Origin of the sequence: Streptomyces sp. NBC_00234 (assembly GCF_036195325.1) — a bacterium.
GTDB lineage: Bacteria > Actinomycetota > Actinomycetes > Streptomycetales > Streptomycetaceae > Streptomyces.
Genome location: NZ_CP108101.1, coordinates 8124948 through 8147080, shown reverse-complemented (window position 1 = coordinate 8147080; position 22133 = coordinate 8124948). Strand labels below are relative to the sequence as shown.

Sequence of the window (22133 nt, the reverse complement as noted above, 5' to 3'; positions counted from 1 at the left end):
CCCAACGGAGCACGATGCTCAGCGTGACCGGGCTTGCTACGTCATCGGCACGCTGCGCCCGTACTCGATGATGGCGAGGCCCTGCTCCCCGCGTCCGCGGGCGTCCGCGGGTATGGGTCCTGGGCGTCGCCTGGTGGCGCGTGGTCGTCTGCTCGGAAGGTCCTTCAGACTGCGCTGACAACGGTCGTGGACTCGGTCCGAGAAGCGCCCGCGGCCCGGCCGCGGGGAGATTCGCGTACACACAGCGGACAAGAAGTTGTCACACTGGAACCGGAATTCGTGTCCGGAGGCTTCTGGTTCGAACTGACATGACTGTAGGAGTAGCACTCCAAGCATCCGGCCCCGACAACCAGATCGATGCCACCGTGCGACTTGCCGCGGAAGCGGCGGCCTCGGGGCTCCGCTCCGCGTGGTTCGGGCAGACCTTCGGCGCCGATTCGCCTCAGCTCGCGGCGATCGTCGGCCGTGAAGTACCGGACCTCCAGGTGGGCACGTCCGCGATCCCCGTCTTCGGCCGCCATCCGTTGCTCGTCTCCAGCCAGGCCCAGACCGCGCAGGCGGCGACCCACGGCCGCTATCACCTCGGGCTGGCGCTCGGGACCAAGCTGCTGACCGAGGCGGGTTTCGGCATTCCCTACGAACGGCCCATCGCTCGCCTGCGGGAGTTCCTCACCGCACTTCGGCAGTTGACCGAGACCGGCTCCGCCGACTTCCACGGTGAACTGCTCACCGCGACCACCCCGTTGTCGGCACGCGTTCCGGGAGCCGAAGGCGGTGTGCCCCTCCTGGTCGCCGCGATGGGTCCTCAGGCGCTGCGCGCCAGTGGCGAGTTGGCGGACGGGATCCTTCCCTACCTCGCCGGCCCTCGCGCGCTGTCCGAGCACATCGTGCCGGCCGTGACCGCGGCGGCGGAGGCCGCGGGCCGCCCTGCGCCCAGAATTGTGGCTCTGGTGTACGGCGTGGTCACCGACGATGCCGACGTCGTACGTGCGAGGGCAACCGAACAGCTGGCGTTCTACGAGCAGTTCCCGTCCTATGCACGGGCCATCGAACTCTCCGGTGGCAAACGGGCTACCGACGTGGCGGTGATCGGCGACGAGCGCACCGTCGCCGACGAGGTGCGGCGCTATCGGGACGCCGGGGCCACGGAGGTGGTGTTCTCGGGGACGGACATCGCCGGGGACACTGACCGCCGCCGTACCTGGGACCTGCTTGGCGAGCTTGCGGAGTAGATGGTTCCTCGGTCTGCTTGACGCGGCTGTTCGTCGCCGACCCTTGGCTTGGAATGCTCTCAGCACGTGGCGTGCATCCCTGCAAAGGCCTCGATGCGGGGCGGCACCCGGCCCTGCAGGCGCCGCTCCCCCGGGCAATGGGCACACCGCTCTCCGGTGACGTCGCCGTCACCCGTCGGGCTCACAACCGGGCAGGGCCTCAGAGCGCGGGGTCGTCGTGCCCGCGGCCGCCTGACAGCTCGGGCGACCGCGGGGGGCGCCGCTGGAGGATGGCCAGGCCGTCATCGATGCGGCCGAGATCGATGAGGTAGGCGGCCAGTCGCGGCTGTGCGATGAGGCGTGCGCTTCGAGGACGGCGACGGCCTCCTCGGGGCGTCCGGCACCGGCGAGCAGCTCGGCGATGTGCGGCGCGGCGTACGAGGTGGCCCCCTCGGGGTGCGAGCGGGCCTGGGCGATCGCTTCGTGAACGCCGTCGCGGGCGGCGATCAGCGGCAGCCGTATCCATTACAGGTCCCACTCCTCCTCGCCCCTGCGGCGGCGGCGAGGGCGTCGAGGTGCGCCAGGCCGTCCTCGGGGCGGCCTCGGTCGAGGTACAGGTCGGACAGGTTATGGAGTATCCAGTCATCCCCGTTGCGGGCATCGGCCTGGAGGCGCAGCACGTCGATCGCTTCGTTCCCCCGGCCGTGCCGGGCCAGGAGCTGCGCGAACAGAGGTCTCGAGTCTCCCCAAGGGCTGCCCCGTAAACGATTCCCCCTGGCCCCGCTGGAAGCGAGCGAGGCAACGTCACCGGCGGGCGGCTGACGCAGGCCACCGACCTGACCTGGTGAGCTGTCCTGGGTGGTGCGCTCGGGTCACGAGGCAGGCGCCCCGCCGGATCGGTCCTCCGCTGACGGGCCCGGCAGCGTTCGGCTGAAGGCCAGTGCGAAGACCTCATGCCAGTCCATGGGCGGACTGACCACCGGAGCCCCCGGGCGCAGCCTCGGTACCAGTACGCGCAACGCGCCGGGGCGGATGGAGCAGGTGACGGGTGCAGGCATTGTCAGGGCCTCTCCGTCCACGCCGACCGGGAGACTCTCCGTGTCGGAACTGATGACGATCTGGCGGGAGGTGAGCTCGTGGAGGCCGGTCGCCCCGACACCCCAGAGCGCGACGTCGACTGCCTGGGCCGCGCTGGTCACCCGGATCCCGACGAGGCCGAGCACTCCGTGGTCGAGCCGGGATCTGCGGCCGCCCAGGGCCATCGTTTCCGGGGCGGCGTAGGGGTTGTTGCTGACCAGCAGTGCCTGCAGGGACTCCAGACGCATGTCGTCCGTCACGGCGTCGAGAGGGTGACCGGCGTATCCGAGAAGGAGGTCGGGCAGTGCGTCCAGTGCCGTGTCCGCCTTGGCATCCCGGTAGTCCGGGCGCTGCACGATCTCCGCGTAGACGCCGAACGAGGCCGTGTTGACGAAGGTGTGGCCTCCCACGACGCCCAGGTCGATCCGGAGTTCCTCCCCGTCGGTCAGTGCGTCCAGGCACCGGGCGGGGTCGTCGCGGTCCAGGCCGAGGTCCATGGCGAAGTGGTTCCTGGTGCCTGCGGAGATCACGAGAAACGGCAGGTCGTGCTCGGCGGCCACCTCGGCCACCCGGGCCTGGGTGCCGTCGCCGCCCGCCACTCCGAGCAGGTCCGCGCCGTCTGCCACCGCCTGGCGGGCGATGGCGGCGACGTCCGTCTTGACCGTCGTGTCCAGCAGCACGACCCGGGCACCCAGGGCCTCCGCCTTCTCGACCAGGCCGAAACGGCCGACCTTGCCACCACCGGACTTCGGGTTCATGATCAGCACCGGACGCCTAGGGAGGGCGCCGACGACCGCCCGCATGCCCTGCGGTTTTCGTACCGCGCGCAACGCCGCCCGCCCGCACAGGACGGCGGCTGCCCACAGCGTGCCTGCGACCAGCGCTTCGGGCCACAGGCCGGCCCACGTGTAGACGACCAGGATGGCCACCGGTGCGGCCACCATCAGCAGTGTCCCTGCCACCCTCACCGCCCCACGGTGGGACAGCACCCACCACGTGCCCACGCCCGCGAGGGCCGCGCCGGCCACCCCGACCACGAGGATCAGCAGACCGCCGGCGCCGCTCGCGGTCACCAATGCCGCCACGGCGCCCAGCGCGCAGAACAACGCCAGCCTGGCCGACCACCGAGCGCGCGCGGATGCGCCGGAAGGCTGCGACTGCGACATCGTCCTCACGTCCTCTGGCCGGTCCTTGTACCGTGCGTGGAGCTCCGGATCGAAGGAGGCGGTCATACCCGGTCGTCTCCTGACAGGGCTGGGCGTCGACGCGTGTCAGCTCAGGGAGCAGGTTTCTGCTGCGGCGTGTCCCATATATCGACCCTAGGAGCATTCCGACCTGTGTGCACCCGTGAGCGCGACGCCGGCTCGCTACCGACCTGGATCTGGGCAACTTCCCGCGCTTCCCCAGCTCGATCGTGACGGCGCCGGCTGCGCGACGTGCTCTGGGACTACACCGCCGACCCATCCGCTCACCTCACCGCCCGCGCACCGCGGCTGCCGATCGACGGCATCCGCCGGACCTGCACCGAGGTGACCGCGTTCATGGAGGTCGACGTCCCCGGCGGGGGCCACGACCCACCGGATCCGAATCCGTCCGCTCGACCTGGCCCGCCAGTGCGGGCTCACGTCCGGCGCTCTGTTGCCCGCGCCCGCCTTCTGGTCCGCGTCGACAGCGACCTGGCCCAGCAGGTCGCGACCATCTGCCACCTCGACCCGGATGAGTTCGATTCGCTCCGCTCGCGGGCCAGGCGCAGGGCCATGCCCCCAGGGGCCCGGTCAACGGCCGACACCCTGCCGCCCGGCCCACGGCGTAAACGAATGATCAAGAGGTGGAGTCACTCGGGTGTGTGCCGGGCCGGGTCGTCGCGAAGAAGGCGCGGGCTCAGGCGGCAGGGCGGGAGTGCACGCTGACGGCGTAGCCGCAGCCTGGGGAGTAGGGATCGCCGCTCCAGGTGGCGTAGCGCTGCCGCAAGGTCAGTCCGGCCTGGCTGCACCAGTGGTCGAACTCCGTGAGGGTCACCGGCGGTTCCGTCAGCGGCAGGTGTGCTGCATCCAGTCCCATGCCCGTAACCAGCAGACCGCCGGGGCGCAGTGCGGCCGCAAGCTGCCGGACGACCACTGATTCGGTGCCGGGGGCCAGCAGCGGGATCACGTTTCCGGCGGCGAGCGCCAGGTCGAAGTCCTGACTCAGGCCCAGAGTGTCCAGACGGGCCAAGTCCCCGAGGACCCATTCCTGCGTGGGAGCATCCCGGCGGGCTACGGCGAGCATCGAGGCGTCGACGTCCACGCCGGTGCAGGAGTGGCCCAGCTCCGCAAGTCGGATCGCGATCCGACCAGTGCCGCAGCCAGCGTCGAGAATCCGGGCGGCGGGCTTCAGCAATGCGGCGCAGAAGGCGGCCTCGCCGTGGATGTCGTGACCTGATTCAGCGAGCCGCGCGAACCGCTGAGCGTACTCCTCTCCAGCTTCTCCGCCGGTCAGTTCCGCCCAACGGTCGCGTTGCCCAGTCATCTTCACAGTGCCTTCCGGTCAGCCTCGCCCGGCAAGAGCGAAGACGGTGCCATCACATAATGTGCAGCCGCAGGTACAAACCTCGCAAGCTGCTACGAAGGTACGGCAGGGCGAGGCAACCATGCCTGTCGGCAGGATCTGGCAGCCTGCGACGCAAGGACTTCCGGGGAAGGACACGCAGCGGGCTGTGGAGCGCGCGAAGCAGCTGACCACCCTGAACTCATACGCTGACTCTCTGGCTGTAGCAGGTGTTGATGACCGGCCCAGTTGCTTGTCAGAGGCTGGGACTTTGCGGTGGGCGGCGTTGTCCTCGTCCTCGCAAGCAACGGCCGGCCGGGGCGTTTTCGGTGAGGAATAACAACAAGGCTGGTGTTGATGTAAGCCCCGTCGCCGAGGACCGTCACACCATGGCCGTGCTCAGTGAGTCCGGACTCGCGCCAGACCCGGACATCGGCCCGATTGCCGGGCCCGGAGGGGCCGTGGCGATGGCCGGACGGAGTACGCATCGATGATGCCCTGCACGTTCGCTGAGAACCGGTCGCACGGGAGGAGGCTGCGACCTTCCGTGCCTGAGCCTTCCGCTTTAGACGCCGCTTCTTTTGGCTGTCAGTGTGGTGTGAGAACCTCCGGGCATGAGCTACGACCTGGCTGTCTGGGAAGGTGAGCGGCCGACGGACGACAAGAGCGCCCGCCGGTCCTTCAGCAACCTGTACGACCGCTATCTCGACGGTGAGATCGAAGAACCTCCGTCTGATCGCATCACGGCCTATGTTGCGGCGCTTCTTGAGCGGTGGTGTGACATCACCGCGGACGAGCACGAGACGTCGCCATGGTCGGTCGGGCCGTTGATCGCCGGTGCGAGTGGTCCCCTCATCTACTTCGGGATGGCCTGGAACAGGGCCGAGGAAGCCTCGGCCTACGCGGCAAGTCTGGCGGCCTCGATGGGGCTGCTCTGTTTCGATGTGCAGCAGGACCGGCTCAGGACCTGAATGGGCTGACCAATCCGCGATAACCGACAAGGGCTGCGGCGATGCCGACGAAGGCGAGGAAGTGCTCAGCCTTACGTTCGTAACGTCGCCGACGCGGGCAAGAAGATCGCAGGCCGCAAACGCCACGGCGTCGACACCGCCGACCTCCTCCTGGCCGTACTCGTCACCGCCGCTCGCGCCTCCGACAACGCCGGCGGCATCCACCTGCTCTCGACCATCTCCGAAGGCCGCACCCGCGTCACGAAACCATGGGCCGACAGCAGCTACCGCACCAAGGCCATCGATCACGGTGCCACCCTTTCACCCGAGAGCCCACCCCCAAACTGGCGCGACACTTGACGCCCAACCTGGCTGCGCGCCGGGTCACTTATGGATGTCGGTGCTCTCGTGGGTGGCGGTCGCATTCAGCGCATACGGCACGACCACGATCTGTACGTCGTCCTCGTAGATGATCCGCCCAGGGTCTGCGGAACGCAGAGCCTGGCAGTCGACGCCGTGCGCGGACAGAATCTCCAGATAACCGGGGAGCCGAGCAAGGAGATGAGCGGCTGACGGCTTGAACCATGCCGCCGCGCCAGGGTTGATCTCGTCGTCGTAGACATGGGGGTCAACGGTCGAAGGGTCGGTGTACGCGGCGTTGTACCAGCTGTTGTTGCGACGACGGAAAGACTCCTGTTCGTCCGAGAGCCTTCCCTCCCTCGCCAGATTATTGACGAGTCCAAAAACGCCGGTGAAGTTGCCCCGGTTGTTCCGGTGTGGAGATTGAAACCGCACATACCGAACGGCCTGGTTATCCCTATCGATCATCCCCATCAGCACACCCTCCCATCGCTCCCCTCATACTCCAATGACCCCTCCCGCACCAGAGCGACGCTGCCCTCTAATACCACGCGGCACGCATGGGGAGTGAGCATGCGAAAGAGGATGAAACGAGCACTGCCACACAATGTCACGGGCCTCTCCTCGGCGCGGAGTTCCTACCCGGAGTCGGCTGTGACCTCAGCTTCTTCGTGACCCCAGACCGGCTGGCCGCCTGGCCGGCCTCGCTTCGGCGCCTCACAACTCACGGGAGCAATTGAGTCGGCGCTCGCCAACTCAATCGCTCAGGCGTCGGGCTCAGCTGATGGAGGCGCTGGCGGCCGAGCGCCGCCCCGACCGGCCGGTACCGCCGATGGCCGGTACCGCCGCTATCGGGGCGGCCTTGCACTCTGCCGGCCACTGCTCATCGAGGAGGGCCGGAACCTGTCCTCGATGAGCGGGTTCCTGGCCGACAGCACCTACCGTCTGCTGCCGCCCTGACGGCCGGGCCTCACTTCATCAGGTGCCGGCCGAAGAACCGGTTCCCGTCCTCCACCTCGAACCACGGGGTGCCGGTGTGCCCGCCCAGATTGGCGTGCAGCGTCTTCTCCTTGCTGCCGAAGGCGTCGAACAGGTCCAGGGCCCGTTGCCGGGGGTTCCCTTCGTCGTCCCACTGCAGCAGGAACAGCAGCGGAAGGGTGAGCTGTCGGGCCTCCTCGCGCTGGGCGAGGGGCACGTATCCCCCGGCGAAGAAGCCGGCGGCCGCGATGCGCGGCTCGACCACCGCCAGGCGGATGCCGACGGCGGTCCAGCCCGAGTACCCGACCGGGCCGCCGATCTCGGGCAGCGCAAGGAGGGCGTCCAGGGTGGTCTGCCATTCCGGGACCGCCTTTTCGACCAGCGGGCCGATGAAGGACTCGAAGATCTCGTCGACGGGCTCACCGGCCTGCACCGCCCTGCGGAGATCGGTGCGAGCCTGCTCGTCGACGGCGGAACGGGGCCGGTCACCGCACCCGGCGGCGTCGATAGTGGCCACCGCGTAGCCGTACGCCGCGGCGTGCCGGGCCCGGGCCACCAGCCGGGCTGCAGCCTTGGGCAGGCCGTTGTTGTGGGCCATCAGAATCAGCGGCACCGGTGCGTCGGATTCAGGTGTCCACAGGGTGCGGGGGATCTCGCCGAGGGTGAATTCGCGCTGGAAAACGCCGTCGTCGAGGCGCTGTTCGGAAGTGAAGTGCATGGTCGTGCCTTTCGGGAGTGCGCTTGAACGGCGCTCCCGGACGACCTATCGCCCGACCGTGACCCCGGAGGAGAGCACCCATGTCGATACGTTCACGGGTACCACCTCCTCGTTCTCCTGCACGGCCTCCGGGAAGGTAGCAGTGGTCGCCGTGGTCCGCCAAACGGTTATCGGGGCGGTGGCTCCGAGCACGCGCCCATCCACACGGTGCGGACCCCGTGCCGACCTTGCCGCCAGCGCTTTGACCGGGATGGTTCGCCGGGTTGGGTGGTCAGGCAATGGCCGTTAGTGGTCTGTCGCCCCAGCGAACGCCCTTCTCGCTGCGGACGGAGGTGCGTTTGCGTCGTTGGGCGGCCAGGAAGTGGGGGCTGAGCTGGGTTGGAGATTGCCTGCCGTATCGGCGGAGATCATTTCCCGGACGTGGCCTGAGGGGCGCCATGTAGTGGAGTTACTTGAGAGGCCCGAATGGGTTCGAGAACGAGGTCAGGTCGCGCACGCGGACCAGGCTGAGCTCGCTGGGTTCGATCTCGGAGCCGGACAGGACCAGTTCGGTGCTCTCAACGCGTCCCCGTGCGACCCAGTAACGGTTGCTGCTGTTGCGCCAGAGTTCGAACGTGGTGGGATTCCCGTCCGTGGTGATGGTGACGGGTTCGGAGGCCGGTAGGCCGGCCGGGGGTTCTTCGACGGGGTGGTGGTAGATCTCGAAAGCCCGCTCCAGGGCCTCGCTGGTCTCTGCATTGCCTGAGGAGGCGCTGAAGACCGTGACGTGATCGACCTCGGGGTCGAAGTACGGGGAGCCGAACCACAGGTACACATGGATGTCGCCAGAGGCTCGGCTGTGGCCGTGACCCGTGACCTGACGTGATTCCGGCCAATTGCCGTCGACAGCGAAGACGCTGAAGCCATCTGCCGATCCAGGGGCGCCTTCATCGTTCATGGGATCTCCCTTGAGCCCGTCCATGATCAGGCATCCTGCCACCGCAGGAGAACCGGCGTGAAGTGGGGCCGGCATCCACGGCCTGGGGCTGCTGGCGCTGGTTGGCGCACGCCCAAACCGGTCTCCTCAACGGGCGGAACTCTACCCTCGCTCCCTCATGTCCTGTGCCCCTCCATGTTGAGCGTGTGCCATCGAGGTCCGATCAGATCTCCATGCGTGCCGGAAGCGTGCACTTTGCCAGATCAGCAAGCACAATTGCCTACCTCAGTAAGGGAGTTGCAGTCTGGTGCCGGTCAAGGGAAGCGAAACCGAAAGGCTGCACGATGACTACCCATGAAGGCGTCGGACCGGCACCGGACTCCAGCGACCGCGCGCCGTTCAACAACCGCGTTCACCACGTCGCATCCGGCGAACTGGACGGTTACGCCGCGATCAGCGGAGGCACGGTCGGGTCGAAGAACCTCTGGATGGGCATGGTGGAGAACCCGCCGCTGAGCTCGACGGACAACCACCATCACGGCGATTCGGAGGCCGGTATCTACGTGGTCAGCGGTCACCCCGTGTTCGTCTACCACGACGGCACACAGGAGGTACGGCTCGCCGCCGGCCCGGGCGATTTCTTTCTCGTCCCCCCATTCGTCCCGCACCGAGAGGAGAACCCCGACCCGGATGAGCCCGCGATTGTAGTGATCGCTCGGACCACCCAAGAGCCGATCAAGGTCTCGGTACCCGAGCTGTATCAGCTCAAAGAGACAGACACGCAGTCGAGCAGGTCGACGCCGTAGGGATTGAATCGCCGAGGTCGGTCTTCGTTGGCAGTGATCAAGCTCCGACGGCGCAGGACACCCGCTGTCCTGCGCCGTCGCACCCCGACCGGTTGCCGCCGACGACCGACAGATGACGGTTTGTGTCATCGGAGAGTGACCATGCAGGTCAGCGCCCCGGGAACGAGCTGGCGAGAGGGCGGCTCGACGACTCCGTGCTCCAGAGCCGGTTCCGCGCCGCGGGCTGGCGGCGGTCGCGGTTCGCCGCATGCGGCCTGTACGCAGGGGGCGCGCGAATGTCCTGGCTTGGAAGGTCAGACTTCGATGGCACGTACCGAGTAGCGGTCAAGGTTCAGTGACACACGACCAAGGTTCCCTTGGCGTCTGCGGGACCGGGCGAGCCCACGCGGGGTGGCGCTACGGCCGTCAGCGCCTCGACCGGCTCACCGCTTCACGGCCCCGCCTCATCGGCGATCGTCGCGCTGTGCGGAGCGCCCGGACGCCCTTCGCACGCCACCCCGGACCGGCCGCTCCTCCACGAACGGACCGCACCCTCATCAGGTGACCGTGACGCGCAGGACGTAGGGCAGTCCAGCACTGATCGCCTCCGCCTGCTCAAGAAGATCCCCAGGCGTGAACCCAAGCAGGGCACGGTCCGCCGCCCGGCGCAGCAACGGCAGGATCTCCCCCACCGGCCGGCCGCGGTGCGTCTCCGCCAGCTCCGTAAACGCCGCCTGGTACGAAGAACCGTGGGTACGTGAGCTGTCGGCGAGCAGCCGGTCCAGGCGCTCACTGCTTACTCTGATCTCACCCATGACTGCTCCCGCAAGCTCCAGGACCTGACCTGTCCAGGCCCATACGTACGACGGTACGAGCCGGGTCTGACAGTCAGGGTCCGCTCGGTGTCACCTGGGGTCGGCACCCCAGCCCCAGGCCAGCAGGACGAAGCGCCGCCGGAGCACAGGGCGGCGTGGACCGGGGCATCGGACAGCAGGAGAACGGGGGGAGCGCCCCGGACGAACAAGGTTCCCTCAGGAGTCAGAAGCATTGCGTCACCCTGCCGGGCCGGGGCAGCCCGGAGGTCGGCGGGGTCGCCACTGAGCAGGGCCGCTACGGGACATAACCCTTGACGAGTACCGGGTCAGGGGAAAGGATGGCCGAAATCTGACAACGTTGTCACAGCCCGGAGGGCCCCATGTCCGATAACCCGACCTACTACGACAGACGCAGGTTCATCCAACTCGCAGGACTGGCAGGACTGTTGACCGCCGGCTCGCTGGCTCTCCCGGGCGTGGCGGCAGCTGCGGAGCCGTCTGCCGCCGTCGGTGACCTCCCCTACGAGGGCACGGATCAGGACAGCATCGCGGAAACCTATTACCAGGTCCTGCTGACGCACACGCGCTGGGCGGAGACGCAGTGGGACTCCGCTCGCGGTCATTACACGGCCAAGGACTTCGGCTTCGCGGTGGTGCTCGGCAACGCCGTGCTCCTGACCCAGGGGACCTACGACTCCGGGCTCGCCGGCATCGGCAAGGACGAGCTGCTTTCCCGCACGCTGGCCACCATCAAGCACTTCGCCGCCTCCAATCGCCTCGCAGGCGGCACGGAGTGGGGCCGCACTCTGTTTTTCGACACGACCTTCCAGTTGTACTTCGTGCTCGCCGCCCGGCTGCTCTGGGATCAGCTGGACGATGCCACGCGGCAGAATGTCGACACCATCGCCCGCGAGCAGGCGCAGTACACCACCGCCCTCGGCAGCAAGACCGACCCCGCCTCCGGGGGCTGGACGCCGAACGGGCTCAAGGGTGGCTTCGTCGGTGACACGAAGCTCGAGGAGATGGGTGTCTACGCCCAGTCGCTGGCACCGGGTCTCGCGTGGGCACCCACCGATTCCCGGCACGAGGAGTGGACGGCGGCCTTCGGCCGGTGGACGCGGAACGAAGCGGGGCTGCCCGCGGCGGACCTGGCCAATCCGGCCCTGGTCGACGGAGTCGCCGTCCAGGCGAACACCGCGACGAACCTCTACGACACCTTCATCGTCGAGAACCACAACTCCTTCGGCCCGCACTACCAGGAGGAGCTGTGGCGCACCTCCGGCCGCAACGCCGCCCACTTCATCACCGCAGGCCGTCCCATGCCGCAGGTCCTGACCGCGCAGCCGAACGCCGGGCCGCTGTGGCGCACTCTGCTGATGGTCATGAGCGACGCGGGCGAGCCGCTGATGCCCATGGTGGCGGACCGCGAACACCTCTACGGGCGGGATGTGATCCCGCTGGCCTTCCTGGCCCAGGTGACGGGGGACCGCGCCGCCGCTTGGGCGGAGGCGGCGATGGCGAAGCGGCTGGCGCCCTACCAGGCGTACGCGCCGGAGTTCCGGCTCGCCAAGTTCTCGGGTGAGGCGAAGTACGAACCGGAGGCCCGGGCCGAAGTCGCCATCAGCTATCTGCTGCACCGCTGGCGGGCGGCGCACGGTGGCATCGTGGCGCCGCTGTCCGACGAGGAGTTCTACGCCCACGCCTCCGGGGTCCGGGACTTCGCCGAAGGACCGGGCCTGGTGGTCCAGCAGTCCCCGGCAGCCTGGGCGGCCACGGTGAGCAAGCCGGGCTTCGTCAAGTTCGCATGGCAGCCCGCCCATGACGACTGGCTGTTCGCGCTGAGCGGCAGCACCCCGATGTTCCTGCCTTCGACCGGGAGCAAGGTGCTGCGCCGCTCGGTCACGACCTACCGGAAGGTCCGCGACGGCATCGACGCGACCGCCTCCGTACTCGAACTCGACACCGGAATCGCCGGGTTCACCACCCTCCCGTCGGGTGCGGTCGTCTACGCGACGAGCGGTACGGCCGCCGGTGAAGGGCACCTGCAGATACACAACCTGACGATGCCGGGTCTGGCGGGCCTGGACGGCAGTCGTACGTACACCTCGGCCGAGGGATCGGTTCAGGTGAAGTCGAAGGACAGCGGGAACACCTCCGGCGGGACCGGGCCCCGGGTGGACACCCTCGCGCTCCCCCGCGGCTCCCACCGCTTCGTCCGGATGCAGGGCGTCTCCGGACACCCGCAGTACGGGTACTCCCTGTACACCTTCTCCGTGCGGGACGGTGCGGACGGCGCCGATCTCGCGCGCGGGGCCACCGCCACCGCTTCGTCGGCGACGCCCGGCCGCGAGGCGTCACGCGTGCTGGACGGTGACGACACCAGCCGCTGGGCCGTCGCCGTCGCCGAACGCAACCGTCAGGACAGCTGGCTGACGGTCGACCTCGGCAGCAGCGTCGCCTTCGACCACGTCACGCTGGCGTGGGAGTCCGCGGCTGCGACCAGGTACCAGGTACAGGGCTCCGACGACGGGGAGAGCTGGACCGAGCTGACCCGGTTCCCCGAGGCCGAGCTCACGAGCCGCGGCGGCTGGCTCTCCGTGGACGGAAGGGCCGGGCTGGTGGTCCGTGACGCCGCCAACCCGCTCGCCGTCTACGGTGACATGGTCGTGCTGTCCGACGGTCCTGCCGAGCCCCTCACCGTCGAGGGCCATCCGACCGGAGATCCCGCCGTGCTGAAGGCGGCGGCGGCCCGGAAGACGCCGCAGGCCGGAATCCCCGCCGTTCACGCCAGCACCGCCGGCGGGCACCTGAGTCTCTTCAACCTCTCCCCCGAGGCCGTGAAGACCTCGGTGGCCCTGCCCCGGCAGGGCACCGGCCTCGTCCTCTACGCCGGCTCGCAGACGGTGACCGCCTCCGGCACGGACTTCGCGGCCGAGCTGGGCGGCGCGACCGCCGCTGTCGCCGCGGCCCGGTTCACCCTGCGCCCGGCGACGGGACGGACGGTGCCGCCGGGTGTCCAGGCGGATGTGGTCGACGCCGCGACCGTACGGCTGACCGGACCCTCGTGCGACCTGGTCGTGACGGCGGGCGATGGCCGGCGTACGAAGGTACGGCTGCGCCGCGGCCGGACCGCGACGGTGTCGGTGCGCGACGTCGTCCCCTATCCGCTCGACGACGCCGCGCTCGGATGCGACACGTTCCCGAACGCACCCCGCCCCGAAGGCATGTCGGACCCGTCGGCCGCGGTGGACGGCGACCGGCAGACATCGTGGACCCCGGGATCCGACCGGGCCCGGATGGTCGTGGACCTCGGTTCCACCCTCCCCGTCGAGCGGGTCCTCGCGGAGTGGACGACGGGCAGGGTGCCGCAGGCGACGGTCGAGTTCAGCGACGACGGCGTCACCTACCGGCCCGGCGGAACGCTGCGGGGCCGCGGCACCACGACCCGCCTCACCGCCGGCACCACCGCCCGCTACGTGGCGCTCGACGTCTCGGGCTGGAGCGGCGATCACGCACGCCTCAGGACCCTCTCCGTACTCCCCCGGTAACGGCTCCGGCTTCGCACGCGCACCGGGCACGGTGACGCCGGCAGCACCAGCTGCCGGCGTCACCGTGCCCGGGTGTGCTCCTGTCCCTTCACGCGCCGCTGCCGACCGTGAAGGGACAGGCCCTCAGGGGATATCCTGAGTCCCCCGCGGAGTGGCGCTGCTCGCCGCCGTGAAGCTCCCCGGGGCGATCTCCGCCCTCGAACCCCTGGTCAAGGCGGTCAGTCCGGACAACCCGGTCCTGTTCGTCGCCGTGTTCACCGTGCTCGTCCCGCTGTGCCTCTACCGGGGCCCGCTGAACGTCTTCGGTCTCGGGGCCGACATCGCGGGAGTCCTCATCGCCGCGGGCATCTACCCCGCCGCCACCGTCCTCGGCCTGGCCACCTCGTACAACCAGGTCTTCGGCGTCTCCGATCCGACCAGCACCCAGACCGTGTGGAGCGCGCAGTACGCGGGAGTCTCCCCGCAGCAGGTGATGGTCCGCACGCTGCCGTACGTCTGGGCCGTCGCCCTGGCCGGGCTGTGCGTCACCGCCACCACCTCACTCTGACGGGCTGGGCCGGGTCCGTCCGCGCTTCCCCCCTCGGGAGCGGCCGGCAACCAGCGGCGGAGGGCTCGGCGGGAGAGCAACAGGGCCAGATGGAACGGGACTTGGTCTATACCAACCACCCCTGCCCCCGTATCCTCATCCCTGGCCAGTAGCACACGATCCCCCCACCCAGGTTGCGTGCCGGCGCGGGCGACAGCCACCCGACTCTGCCCCCAGCAGCCGGGTGAACTCCCTGTTCGCCACCTCCGGAGGTCACGGTGAAATTTCGCACCAGAAGCTCGGCAGTCATCGGCGCCATCTGCCTCGTCGCTTCCCTCGCCCTGTCCACGGCGTCCGCCGTGGAGCCCGCCGCCGCACATCAGGCAGCGAAGGTCGTGCTGACGAAGGTGGCCACGGCCCAGAACCCGTCCGCAGGCACCGCCGGTCCCGGCGGCACGGTCTGGATAGCCGAACGCGCGGGCACCGTAAGGGTCTTGAACAACAAGGGGCTCGGCCAACCCGTCCTCGACATCTCCGGCGAGACCACCACCGACGGCGAACGCGGCCTGCTGGGTATCGCGTTCGACAAGAGGTTCGCGCACTTCTACATCTCGTTCACGAACCTCGAAGGCACCAGCACCGTGGACGAGTTCGCCATGCGGGAGGGCAAGATCCTGCCGGACAGCCGGCGCACCGTCCTCACCCAGACGCAGCCCTACTCGAACCACAACGGTGGCGACATCAGGTTCGGCCCCGACGGCTACCTCTACATCGCGTTCGGCGACGGCGGCGCGGGCGGCGATCCGCACGGCAACGGGCAGAACCTCGACACGCTGCTCGGCAAGTTGCTGCGGATCGACCCGAGCGGCGGCGAGCCGTACGCGATCCCGAAGGACAACCCGTTCGTCGACGACCCGAACGCCAGGGACGAGATCTGGGCGTACGGGCTGCGCAACCCGTGGCGGTTCTCCTTCGACGCGGGCACGGGCGACCTGCTGATCGGCGACGTCGGCCAGAGCGACTGGGAGGAGATCGACTGGGCTCCGGCCGACAGCAAGGGCGGCGAGAACTACGGCTGGTCCCAGATGGAGGGCACCCATCCCTTCCGGGGCGCGACGGAACCCGCGAACCATGTACCTCCGGTCCACGAGTACGACCGCACCGGGCTGGGCTGCTCGGTGATCGGCGGGTACGTCTATCGGGGCAAGGCGATCCCGAGCCTCAAGGGTCAGTACGTGTTCAGCGACTACTGCGACGGCACCGTCCGCGCCCTGCAGATGAAGAACGGCAAGGTGACGGGCGTGAGCGACCTCGGAGTCAACGGCGGCGAGACCGTCTCGTTCGTGCAGGGCTGCAAGGGCGAGCTGTACGTGCTCGCCATAGCCGGCAGCATCTCCCGCATCGACCCGGCGTAACGCATCCTGGGCGCCCCCAGTGGCGCGCATGCCTCCAGTCGGCCGGGATCATCCCCGGCCCGAGAGCCTGGTGGTCCTGCGGTGCAGGACCACCAGGTCGGCCCCCTTCGCCTGCCGGCAATGGGGGCGCATTCGGGTCGGGGCCGACAACGGTGCCTCCTACCCGTTCAGTAGCCGACGGTGAAGCGGCGCTGGACGAAGCGGGGCAGTTCCGCCTCGTCGACGAGGGCAACTGCGGCGTCCTCCATCGAGATGCGGCTGCGCCCGTCCGCGTCGAGGACCGGCTGGTCGCCGCCGATCCGGAACCGGCCCGTGCGCTCGCCGGGCGCGATGTCCTCGGCGGGACTGAAGTAGGTCCACAACCGGTTGGACGTGCGCAGGACGTCCAGAGCGTCCCAGTGGCCGCGCACCGCGGCGGCGTACTCCCTCGGCAGGCCGATCGCGTCGAGGGTCTCGTGCAACAGCTCGTCGGAGTCGGCCCGTACGAGTCCGGGCTCGATCTCCAGACTGCCGGCGCCGCCGATGACGAGGAGCCGGGTCCGGGGATGACTCTCCAGCGCCTTCAGGAGCGCACGCGCGGCGGTGGCGTACACCGTGGGATCGGCGATCGAGCGGGTCACGGTGTCGGCGATGTCCTTGGCGGCGTTTCCGGGCTGGAAAGCACTGATCAGGACGTCGAGTCCGGGCAGGACGGCGGCGATCGCGCCGGCGTCGAGGACGTCGACACTCTGCCAGGCGATGCCCTTCCGGTCCTCCTCGATCCGCGTGGCGTCGCGGCTGAAGGCCGCGACGTGGTGCCCCCGGCCGAGCGCTTCGGTGACGACGCGACTGCCGATGCCCCCCGTGGCCCCGATGACTCCGATGTACATGGCTCTCCCCTGGTGATCGCTCGTAGGTCGGTTGCCCGTGCCGCCATCTCCCTTCGCGGCACGCAGAAACTATACGGTGTGAAGTTTTGATACGGCACTCAGTTTTATGACGCTGTAGAGTGCGTGCTCGTGGGAAGCGTGGGAAGCACCAAAGGGCGCCGCGAGCGGTTGCGGGCCGAGACGACCGCCGAGATCAAGAGGGTCGCGCTGGAGCTGATGGCCTCGGGAGGACCCGACGCGATCACCCTGCGGGCCATCGCCCGCGAAATGGGCATGACGGCCAACGCCATCTACGGCTACTTCGCCACCCGTGACGACTTGGTCACCACGCTGATCAACAACGTCTACACCTCGCTGGCCGACACGGTGGACGCGGCCTGGGACGCCGCCCCCGCTCAGGACCCGGCCGCCCGGATCCAGGCATGGGCGCACGCCTTCAGGAACTGGGCACTGGCCAATCCCGAGGGCTTCCGCCTCATCTACGGTGACCCCGTGCCCGGGTACCGACCCCCCGAGGGCGGCGCCGCCCCGGACGCCGCCCACCGCGTCTGCACCGGCATCACGGCGCTGGCAGCCGCCGCCTGGCCGCACGCCGAACACCGCTACGCGGACAGCGACTTCGAGTGGTCCGACTTCGAGGCAGGTCTCCTCGACAAGGTCCGTCCGGCCTTCCCCGAGCTGCCCCCGGCTGCCGTGGCCCTCGCCCTGCGCATCTGGAGCCACTTGCACGGCCTCGTGTCCCTAGAGATCTACGGCCACCTGCGGACCCAGGCCCTCAGCCCGGAGAAGCTCTTCCGTGAAGAACTGACCCAGCTCGTCCGGTCCTTCGGCATCACCCCGCAGAGGTAACCGCCCCGGGTCGACCGCAACCCCTCACGGATACCGGCTCACCTTAATCGAAGCGCTTCGACCACCCTGCCCGGAACCCGCACGCCTACGGCCCCCACTCGCCTGCGCGGACCAGGGCAGAGACCGACCCTGGCGCACGTTATTGACAGCCCACCACCCAAGTGCGATCTTCGAAGCGCTTCAACGATCTGCCGTTGGAGCCCGTACGCCTGACGGCCCGTCCTTCGCCGGCGCCTGTCCGACTGCGTGACCGCGACCCACCCGAGGACGGACATGGCGCTCTTCGACAATCCGGTGATACCGGGCTTCAGCCCCGATCCGACCATCTGTCGCGTGGGCGACGACTACTACGTGGCGACGTCCAGCTTCGAGTACGTACCCGGGGTGCCGCTGTGGCACAGCCGCGACCTCGTGCACTGGCGGCTGATCGGGCACGCCCTGGACCGGCCCTCGCAGCTGGCGCTGACCGACGAAGTCCCGTCCTCGTGCGGTGTGTACGCGCCCACGCTGCGGTTCCACGACGGGCGCTTCTGGATGATCACCACCGTGGTCGCCGGCGCGGGCACCGTCATGGTGACCGCGAAGGACCCCGTCGGCCCGTGGTCGGAACCCGTACCGGTCGGCATCCCCGGCATCGACCCCGATCTGGCCTGGGACGACGAGGGGCACTGCTGGTGCGTGTTCTCGCACGACGGGATGATCCGCGGAGTGCGCATCGAACCGGAGACGGGCGAACTCCTGGGCGAGCCGGTGCCCATGTGGTCCGGGAGCGGGCTGCAGTATCCGGAGGGCCCGCACCTGTACCGGATCGGCGACTGGTGGTACCTCCTGCTGTCGGAGGGCGGCACGGAGCGCGGTCACGCGATGTCGGTGGCCCGTGCCCGCACGCTGCCGGGGCCGTTCGAGCCGCACCCGGACAACCCCGTGCTGTCCCACCGCAGTACGGGCCACCCGGTGCAGAACACCGGCCACGGGGATCTCGTACAGGCGCAGGACGGCACCTGGTGGATGGTTCTGCTCGGCACCCGTCCCCTCGGTGACACCCCGAAGTTCCACGGCATGGGCCGGGAGACGTTCCTGGTGCCCGTCCGGTGGGAGGACGAATGGCCGCTGCCGGGACCGCTGGAACTCCGCGCCCCGGCGCCCGCGTTGCCCCCGCACCCCTGGCCCGCCGAGCCGGTTCGCGACGACTTCGACTCCCCCGCACTCGCACCCTGCTGGATGTCGCTGAGACGGCACGACCCGAGTGCCGTAGGGCTCGACACGCGGCCGGGCCACGTGGTGCTGCACGCCCGGACGGACGGCCTGGAGACCCCCGGCGCTGTGTTCCTGGGCCGACGCCAGCGCGATCCCGACTGCAGCGCGCGGACGCGTGTCGACGCGGGCGGGGGTGACCGGGGCGGAATCGCCGTACGCCTCGACGAGGCGCACCACTACCAGGTGGAGATCGGCGAAGGCACCGTGCGGGTGGTCGCCCGGATCGGGCCGTTGCGCCAGACCGTCGCCGAACGAGCCGTCCCTCCGGGCCCGTTGACCCTGCGGGTCGACATCACCACCACCGGGGTCCTGCCGCCCACCGTCACGGCACGTCCCACGGAACCCGGGGCCGCGCTCCCGGCCGGCCTCCGGGTCGGCGGCCCCGACACCCTCCGTCTCGGGTACGAGACGGAGGGCGGAACGTTCGAGATCCTCGCCGAACTCGACGGCCGCTACCTCACCACCGAGGTGGCCGGTGGCTTCACCGGCCGGGTCCTCGGGATGTACGCGACCCGGGGCGCCCCTGCCTTCGACTGGTTCGAACTGCGGCCGGCGGCCGGGCCGAAGCGCTGAGCACCCTCTCGGCTCGGCCGAGCAGAGCCCGGGACCGGTGTCACTCCCCCGGCGCGAGCCAGGCGCGGGCCGCGCCCAGCAGAGCCCGGACACCGAGTTCGACGGTGGGGTCCTGGAGAGGCGCGTAGTAAGGGGAGTGGTTCATGGGAATCTCCGGCGGGAGGCCGCGGCTCGCCAGGGACTCGGCGGTGGTCCCGGCGAAGGCGGCCGGGTCGGCGCCCCCGAAGTGCCAGAACACCGAGGGCGCCCCGAGCTCCGTACCGAACAGGCCGAAGTCCTCACTGCCGTTGACCGGCTGCGACAGCGTCAGTACGGCCTGCTCGCCCAGTGCACCGCGCAGGGCCTCGACCGTCGTCGCGGTGGCGTCCGCGGTGTTCACGGTGAGAGGGAAGGAGCCCAGGGACGTGATCTCCGGCTCCTTGGGAGCGCCCGACGCCTCCGCTTCGGCCGTGACGATGCGGCGGACCGCGGCGAGTACCCTCTCGCGTACGACGGGGTCGACGGAGCGGATGTTCAGTTTCAGCTCGGCCTCGTCGGGGATGATGTTCTCCTTCGTGCCGGCGTGGATCGAACCCACCGTCACGACCGCGGCCTGCGAGGCGCCGACCTCGCGGGAGACCACCGTCTGCAGCCGCATGACCACCGCCGCCGCCATCACCACCGGGTCCACCGTCGACTCGGGCGCCGAACCGTGCCCCCCGCGACCGAAGAGCCGTACCCGGTAGCTGTCCGAGGCCGCCATCAGCGGTCCGGGCCGGGTGACGGCGACCCCCGTGGGGAACGGACCCACGTGCTGGCCGAGGCAGACGTCCGGCTTCGGGAAGCGCTCGGCGAAGCCGTCGTCGAGCATGGCGCGTGCGCCCTCGGCGGTCTCCTCGGCGGGCTGGAAGACGGCGACGACCGTGCCGTGCCAGCCGTCCCGGTGGTGCGCGAGCAGCGCCGTCACCCCGAGCAGGCAGGTGATGTGCATGTCGTGACCGCAGGCGTGCATCACGGGGACGTCGTTGCCTTCGCGGTCGGTGGCGCGCGCCACCGAGGCGTAGGGCAGCCCGGTCGCTTCCTGGACCGGCAGGGCGTCCATGTCGGCGCGCAGCAGGACGGTCGGGCCCTCGCCGTTGGTGAGCACGCCGACGACGCCGGTTCCGCCGACGCCCTCGGTCACCTCCCAGCCGGGCTGGGCGCGCAGCATCCCGGCGACGACGCCTGCGGTTCGGGTCTCCTGGAGCGACAGCTCGGGGTGGCTGTGCAGGTCCTGGTAGAGCTCGCGCAGGGAGGGAAGAAGCGCGTCGAGCCCGGTGGTGAGATCGGTGTCGGTGGTCATGCCTTCTCGCTTTCTGTTTCCACGGTCCCCCTGGGATCCATGGGGTCCTCGGGCACGGCGGAGCCCACGGGCGCCATGAGTGCCGCGGATTCCGTCGGTACAGGGTGTGTGTCCCCGGCCGGAGCGTCGGGCAGCCGCAGCGCCCGACGGAAGGAGTCGGTGTCCTGCGGTGTGGTGACCGCGAGGACCGCGGCCAGGACGGCGCCGACCACCAGGAAGCCGAAGGCGGCGCCGAATCCCGCGCGGTCGGCGAGCGCGCCCATCGCGGTGGGGGCGACGACACCGGCGAGTTGCCCGCCGAAGGTGATCATCCCCGCGCCGACGCCGGTGAGTTCGGCCGGCAGGCTGCGCAGCGGCACGGCGTAGACCGGCATGTACGACAGTGACGAGGAGGTGATGGCCACGGTCATCCACAGCACGAACGTCGGCGTCGTCGACGCCGTCGCCATCAGGACCAGCGCGATGGAGGCCACCACCATCGCGGGCACCACCACGAGACGCTGCCGCCCCTGGAGCCGGTCCGCCAGCCGACCGCCGATCACGACGGCAGCGGTCGCGGCACCCGCCGGGATCACCGCGAGGGCGCCGGCCGAGGTCAGCGCGATGCCCCGCTCCTCACTGAGGTACGACGGCACCCAGGTGTTCAGACCCCACACGATGATGTCGTAACCGAAGAACATGCCGGCGAACCCCCACATTGCGGGCGAGCGCAGCACGACACGGGCAGCAGTGCCGACGGAGACGGGGCCTTGGGCGCTCCGGACCGTCTCGGGCAGCCAGAGCTGGACCGCCGCGTACACGAAGACACCCACGGCGGCGACCGTGAAGAAGGCCGAGCGCCAGCCGAACTGGATGATCAGCGGGGCGGCGACGAGCGGCGCGAGGACCGCGCCCACCGCGTTCGAGGACTGCACGATGCCGTTGGCGCTCATCCGCTGCCCCGGCGTCGTCCGCTCGGTGATCGCCTTCATCGAGGCACTGGGGAAGATGCCCTCGGCGGCCCCGAACAGGAACCGCACCACCAGCAGGATCGCGAACGACCCGGCGAGGCCGGTCACGGCCGTGAACACCGACCAGATCAGCAGCGCCCAGCAGGTGACGCGCTTGGCGCCGAAGCGGTCGGCGAGCATTCCGCCGGGTATCTGGCAGAGCGCGTACGCGAGGAAGAACACCGAGACGGTGAGTCCCTGCTCGGTACGGGTGAGGTCGAACTCCTTGCCGATCGAGGGCAGGGCGAGATTGATGACGAGCCGATCGACGTAGTCGATGAGCCAGGCGCCGAAGAGCAACGCGACGGTGAGCTTCGCGCGTCGGTCGAGGCGTTCCCTGCTGCGGACCGGGGACGGTGAGGCCACGGACACTCCTTCTAGAGTGGGCGTGCTGGTGGAGTGGTGCGACACATGCGTCACAGAAGTGCAGACAGGTTCTGTCCGTCGTGC

Annotated in this window: 16 protein-coding genes and 3 pseudogenes; 9 read left to right on the top strand and 10 right to left on the bottom strand. The window is 69.5% G+C overall.

The features are described from left to right. Window positions 1–308: 308 nt before the first annotated feature. A complete protein-coding gene (locus OG230_RS35735) occupies window positions 309–1232 on the top strand; it encodes an LLM class F420-dependent oxidoreductase (RefSeq protein ID WP_328907921.1) in 924 nt (307 codons plus the stop codon). Window positions 1233–2083: 851 nt separating this feature from the next. Here the strand turns inward: OG230_RS35735 and OG230_RS35730 are convergent. The 3 genes and pseudogenes from OG230_RS35730 to OG230_RS35720 form a co-directional block, all read right to left on the bottom strand. Continuing rightward, the gene (locus tag OG230_RS35730; protein ID WP_328911631.1) at window positions 2084–3454 is read right to left on the bottom strand and encodes a diacylglycerol/lipid kinase family protein; all 1371 of its coding nucleotides are present in this window, start codon (window positions 3452–3454) and stop codon (window positions 2084–2086) included. A 715-nt stretch (window positions 3455–4169) separates the two neighbouring features. Then, window positions 4170–4796 carry a class I SAM-dependent methyltransferase gene (locus OG230_RS35725; protein ID WP_328907920.1) on the bottom strand — a complete coding sequence of 209 codons (627 nt, stop codon included), beginning with the start codon at window positions 4794–4796 and terminating at the stop codon, window positions 4170–4172. Between the two features lie 279 nt (window positions 4797–5075). Next, window positions 5076–5333, bottom strand: a pseudogene (locus OG230_RS35720) (IS5/IS1182 family transposase); the annotation flags it as partial. A gap of 95 nt (window positions 5334–5428) precedes the next feature. Between OG230_RS35720 and OG230_RS35715 the strand changes: the two are divergent. Both OG230_RS35715 and OG230_RS35710 read left to right on the top strand, forming a co-directional pair. Continuing rightward, on the top strand, window positions 5429–5785 hold the full coding sequence (locus OG230_RS35715) for a hypothetical protein (protein WP_328907919.1): 357 nt from the start codon (window positions 5429–5431) through the stop codon (window positions 5783–5785). Between the two features lie 90 nt (window positions 5786–5875). Then, a pseudogene (locus OG230_RS35710) lies at window positions 5876–5971 on the top strand (IS5 family transposase); the annotation flags it as partial. Window positions 5972–6148: 177 nt separating this feature from the next. On the opposite strand, the gene OG230_RS35705 reads toward OG230_RS35710, so the two are convergent. From OG230_RS35705 to OG230_RS35695, 3 genes are all read right to left on the bottom strand, one after another. Next, complete coding sequence (locus OG230_RS35705; protein ID WP_328907918.1) at window positions 6149–6598, bottom strand: hypothetical protein; 450 nt, start codon at window positions 6596–6598, stop codon at window positions 6149–6151. 496 nt (window positions 6599–7094) lie between these two features. Further along, window positions 7095–7820, bottom strand: coding sequence for an alpha/beta hydrolase (locus OG230_RS35700; protein ID WP_328907917.1), 726 nt, complete (start codon window positions 7818–7820; stop codon window positions 7095–7097). Window positions 7821–8268: 448 nt separating this feature from the next. Then, entirely contained in the window at window positions 8269–8781 is a 513-nt protein-coding gene (locus OG230_RS35695; RefSeq protein ID WP_328907916.1) for a hypothetical protein, read from the bottom strand. A gap of 299 nt (window positions 8782–9080) precedes the next feature. Here OG230_RS35695 and OG230_RS35690 point away from each other — a divergent pair, with 299 nt between their 5' ends. Then, window positions 9081–9542 carry a cupin domain-containing protein gene (locus tag OG230_RS35690; protein ID WP_328911630.1) on the top strand — a complete coding sequence of 154 codons (462 nt, stop codon included), beginning with the start codon at window positions 9081–9083 and terminating at the stop codon, window positions 9540–9542. A gap of 536 nt (window positions 9543–10078) precedes the next feature. Here the strand turns inward: OG230_RS35690 and OG230_RS35685 are convergent. Next, the gene (locus OG230_RS35685; protein ID WP_328907915.1) at window positions 10079–10336 is read right to left on the bottom strand and encodes a hypothetical protein; all 258 of its coding nucleotides are present in this window, start codon (window positions 10334–10336) and stop codon (window positions 10079–10081) included. Window positions 10337–10716: 380 nt separating this feature from the next. Here OG230_RS35685 and OG230_RS35680 point away from each other — a divergent pair, with 380 nt between their 5' ends. From OG230_RS35680 to OG230_RS35670, 3 genes and pseudogenes are all read left to right on the top strand, one after another. Beyond that, window positions 10717–13884, top strand: coding sequence for a discoidin domain-containing protein (locus tag OG230_RS35680; RefSeq protein ID WP_328907914.1), 3168 nt, complete (start codon window positions 10717–10719; stop codon window positions 13882–13884). Between the two features lie 157 nt (window positions 13885–14041). Further along, window positions 14042–14431, top strand: a pseudogene (locus OG230_RS35675) (transporter); the annotation flags it as partial. A 257-nt stretch (window positions 14432–14688) separates the two neighbouring features. Beyond that, window positions 14689–15825 carry a PQQ-dependent sugar dehydrogenase gene (locus OG230_RS35670; RefSeq protein ID WP_328907913.1) on the top strand — a complete coding sequence of 379 codons (1137 nt, stop codon included), beginning with the start codon at window positions 14689–14691 and terminating at the stop codon, window positions 15823–15825. A gap of 167 nt (window positions 15826–15992) precedes the next feature. Here OG230_RS35670 and OG230_RS35665 read toward each other — a convergent pair whose 3' ends face one another. Continuing rightward, a complete protein-coding gene (locus tag OG230_RS35665; RefSeq protein ID WP_328907912.1) occupies window positions 15993–16694 on the bottom strand; it encodes an NAD(P)-dependent oxidoreductase in 702 nt (233 codons plus the stop codon). Between the two features lie 138 nt (window positions 16695–16832). Between OG230_RS35665 and OG230_RS35660 the strand changes: the two genes are divergently transcribed. Both OG230_RS35660 and OG230_RS35655 read left to right on the top strand, forming a co-directional pair. Continuing rightward, on the top strand, window positions 16833–17543 hold the full coding sequence (locus OG230_RS35660) for a TetR/AcrR family transcriptional regulator (RefSeq protein WP_328907911.1): 711 nt from the start codon (window positions 16833–16835) through the stop codon (window positions 17541–17543). Window positions 17544–17816: 273 nt separating this feature from the next. Further along, window positions 17817–19373, top strand: a complete 1557-nt coding sequence (locus tag OG230_RS35655) for a glycoside hydrolase family 43 protein (RefSeq protein WP_328907910.1) — start codon at window positions 17817–17819, stop codon at window positions 19371–19373. A 40-nt stretch (window positions 19374–19413) separates the two neighbouring features. On the opposite strand, the gene OG230_RS35650 is transcribed toward OG230_RS35655, so the two are convergent. Together OG230_RS35650 and OG230_RS35645 are read right to left on the bottom strand one after the other, a co-directional pair. Beyond that, entirely contained in the window at window positions 19414–20694 is a 1281-nt protein-coding gene (locus tag OG230_RS35650) for an amidohydrolase (RefSeq protein WP_328907909.1), read from the bottom strand. Next, window positions 20691–22049 carry an MFS transporter gene (locus OG230_RS35645; RefSeq protein ID WP_328907908.1) on the bottom strand — a complete coding sequence of 453 codons (1359 nt, stop codon included), beginning with the start codon at window positions 22047–22049 and terminating at the stop codon, window positions 20691–20693. Before OG230_RS35645 ends, OG230_RS35650 begins: the two co-directional genes overlap by 4 nt. Window positions 22050–22133: the final 84 nt, after the last annotated feature.

Coding starts and splice junctions, on each gene's coding strand:
- OG230_RS35735 (WP_328907921.1), top strand. CDS start 309: ATGACTGTAGGAGTAGCACTCCAAGCATCCGGCCCCGACAACCAGATC.
- OG230_RS35730 (WP_328911631.1), bottom strand. CDS start 3,454: ATGTCGCAGTCGCAGCCTTCCGGCGCATCCGCGCGCGCTCGGTGGTCG.
- OG230_RS35725 (WP_328907920.1), bottom strand. CDS start 4,796: ATGACTGGGCAACGCGACCGTTGGGCGGAACTGACCGGCGGAGAAGCT.
- OG230_RS35715 (WP_328907919.1), top strand. CDS start 5,429: ATGAGCTACGACCTGGCTGTCTGGGAAGGTGAGCGGCCGACGGACGAC.
- OG230_RS35705 (WP_328907918.1), bottom strand. CDS start 6,598: ATGGGGATGATCGATAGGGATAACCAGGCCGTTCGGTATGTGCGGTTT.
- OG230_RS35700 (WP_328907917.1), bottom strand. CDS start 7,820: ATGCACTTCACTTCCGAACAGCGCCTCGACGACGGCGTTTTCCAGCGC.
- OG230_RS35695 (WP_328907916.1), bottom strand. CDS start 8,781: ATGGACGGGCTCAAGGGAGATCCCATGAACGATGAAGGCGCCCCTGGA.
- OG230_RS35690 (WP_328911630.1), top strand. CDS start 9,081: ATGACTACCCATGAAGGCGTCGGACCGGCACCGGACTCCAGCGACCGC.
- OG230_RS35685 (WP_328907915.1), bottom strand. CDS start 10,336: ATGGGTGAGATCAGAGTAAGCAGTGAGCGCCTGGACCGGCTGCTCGCC.
- OG230_RS35680 (WP_328907914.1), top strand. CDS start 10,717: ATGTCCGATAACCCGACCTACTACGACAGACGCAGGTTCATCCAACTC.
- OG230_RS35665 (WP_328907912.1), bottom strand. CDS start 16,694: ATGTACATCGGAGTCATCGGGGCCACGGGGGGCATCGGCAGTCGCGTC.
- OG230_RS35655 (WP_328907910.1), top strand. CDS start 17,817: ATGGCGCTCTTCGACAATCCGGTGATACCGGGCTTCAGCCCCGATCCG.
- OG230_RS35650 (WP_328907909.1), bottom strand. CDS start 20,694: ATGACCACCGACACCGATCTCACCACCGGGCTCGACGCGCTTCTTCCC.